Genomic DNA, 2,272 nt, shown 5'->3' on the forward strand with positions numbered 1-2,272 from the left:
CGACACTAGTAATAAGCGCCCTCCGGGCTTGCCCATGGCGGCGCTAACTGCCTTCTTCATCTCGGGTGAGCAACTTACGATGCCGCTGGAATGAAAATCGGTAAGTGTGCGAACACCCTCCACGAATCGGTTCATTCCTGCGATATCGAATGACCCGTTGCCATTCTTGCGCCATTTGCTCTGTACGAGCGTGACCAGATTGGTCCGTGGGTCGACTGAAACGGCATCGATGCCGCCGTCGTCGCCGTGGTCGGTGATCTCCACAATGAGGCTATCGCGGTCGGTTTGAGGCGGTGTCACCAGATCCAAGGCGAACCGAGCCAGCAGCCGGGATAGGTTTGAGTCCTCGGACAGCGTGCTCACCCAGTCCCCGGCGTACGTCTCGCGCAGATACGTCTCAATCTGCCGGACATGCATCAAACTCATTGGTTCCCCTACGCTTCCACCAAAACCGCTCCCGATGACACCATTCCCGCCGACCTTACATTTGCGTCGGATCCTCGGTGGCTCAGACTCAACGCATGAGGCTGGACAGATCCGGCGGTTGTCCTAGGTTTCGTCCGCAGCGCCCGGGGGCGTTACAGCGCATACGGATGGTGCCGACCTCCGCGGGTAGCTAGCCCCTGTCCACCCTCGCGGGTCCAGTGTCCTCCCGCGGACAGTAGGGCGGACACCGCCGGGTCGAAGACCGCTTAGCCTGGAGGCGACCGCACGCAATTGTCGTCGACTGTCCATGTAGCTACCCCTGCTGTCCGGCTACCTGTCCTTGAGGCCAAGGAAGGTGTCCTCCACTGGGTGCGAGAGCCGTCCCTGTAATTCCAAGATCAGGATGAGGGTACGCACAGGGTACGCAGCGTCACTCGGGGCGATCCGTCGTGGTTAATCACAACCATCAAGGGATCAGCAGGTGAGGAGCGCTGTCCAGCATCTGCCATCGATTGCAAACAGCGAGAACGCTTTTCATCATCAACATCGTGGTGAGCGGCCTGCACTCCTACGCGGGCCTCAACTAGCCGGGGTCGGTTTGATGGCGATGCTGTGCAGAGCCTGGGGTGACGTCTCGTTCGCTGCGCCGTAGACGGTGAGGCCTACCCTCCGGACGATTCGCAGGGGTACCTCGGGGAGGACGAGGGTGACGGAAGGGTTCTGGGACTCCTCGGCGAAGTTCGGGTTGCTCGCCATGAAGGCCGCATCGGCTGTCCAGTGATAGCGGATCGGTGCGCTGCCGGGTTGGGATCGAGTGCCGTCGAGGGTGATCGTCTGACCGCTGTATCCGGTTTTCGGGCCGTTGATGACCGCTCGGATGCCGGTGTTCCTGTCGGGCGACGCCATGAGGGCGGATCGTATCGGCCGGGGCGGATCGCCCGGACAGGATGGCGCGGGCCGGGGGCGGGAGCGGCGAGGGCCGGGCGCGGCAGGTTCAGGGCCGCTTCCGCCCGCGGCCTGCGCGCCCGCATGCCGGCCCAAATGGCCTGGGCCGAAGAACACCCCGGCCTCTACAAGGTCCTGCACGAGACCACGGTCCACCGCAAACTCGGCATGCCCTGGCCCCCGCCGCCACCCAACTGGACCGCTTCCTGACCAAACTCGTCGGCCCCGCTTAAAAGTGGCAGTAATGATGTGGGTGAACCCCGTCGGCCGTGGCCGGTGGCAGATCTGAAAGTGGCGGGATGGTCCGCCGGGCAAAGGTCTGCTCGGGGTGCACTGTGATCACGTCGAGTTGTCGCACCGGAGATCCGGGAACTTCCCCGCCCTCGAAATGCTCGGGGCCCGGGACGATTACCGCCTCCGCGTCCAACCGGGTGGCCTGGGTCTTCAGCCGGGCCAGTGGCGGCCGTCCCGATGCCGGGTCGTAGATGACCATCCCCGAGAAGTCGTAGCCGAATCGTTCTGCGAGCCTGCGAATTTGGCTCTCGTCCCAGAGCTGGCCGATTCCGGACACGTCGATCCGCGGATATCCGAGTGCTGTTGCCCTGTAGCGCATGTCCGTCCCTCGCTGTAGTTCGTCTCGGATACTGTCTGCACCGCTTCCGGAGAACTCCAGGTAGAACCCTCCGTAGTTCTCGTCTTCTGCTCCGGCGCTCCGGAGTTCCAACAGGCCACCGGGGACCTCGAAGATCCGTGTTCGCCAAGCCATCTCGACCCCCTTTCTGCTTAGACGCTACGAAACCGGTCGCTCTCGGATCCAGGAACTTGCAGTGATTTGCGAATTGGTGTCCGTTCTGGCCTGTACTCGGACGTAGCGCGGGACGATTGATGCAGTGGGCTGCAA

3 protein-coding genes are annotated in these 2,272 nt (G+C 62.9%); all 3 read right to left on the bottom strand.

The window, feature by feature from the left end:
- The coding region (locus NS2_RS35460; protein WP_033091740.1) for a hypothetical protein at positions 1-426 on the bottom strand (426 nt) is incomplete at its 3' end.
- Between the two features lie 579 nt (positions 427-1,005).
- Positions 1,006-1,332 (bottom strand): hypothetical protein, encoded by a 327-nt coding sequence (locus tag NS2_RS36605; RefSeq protein ID WP_033091741.1) that lies wholly within the window; start codon positions 1,330-1,332, stop codon positions 1,006-1,008.
- 268 nt (positions 1,333-1,600) lie between these two features.
- Positions 1,601-2,137, bottom strand: coding sequence for a hypothetical protein (locus NS2_RS35470; RefSeq protein WP_228102604.1), 537 nt, complete (start codon positions 2,135-2,137; stop codon positions 1,601-1,603).
- Positions 2,138-2,272: the final 135 nt, after the last annotated feature.

The sequence above is a fragment of the Nocardia seriolae NBRC 15557 genome (assembly GCF_007990715.1).
Taxonomy (GTDB): domain Bacteria; phylum Actinomycetota; class Actinomycetes; order Mycobacteriales; family Mycobacteriaceae; genus Nocardia; species Nocardia seriolae.

What these genes read in the sequence shown, in the direction of transcription:
- NS2_RS36605 (WP_033091741.1), bottom strand. Translation starts at nt 1,332, where the DNA reads ATGGCGTCGCCCGACAGGAACACCGGCATCCGAGCGGTCATCAACGGC.
- NS2_RS35470 (WP_228102604.1), bottom strand. Translation starts at nt 2,137, where the DNA reads ATGGCTTGGCGAACACGGATCTTCGAGGTCCCCGGTGGCCTGTTGGAA.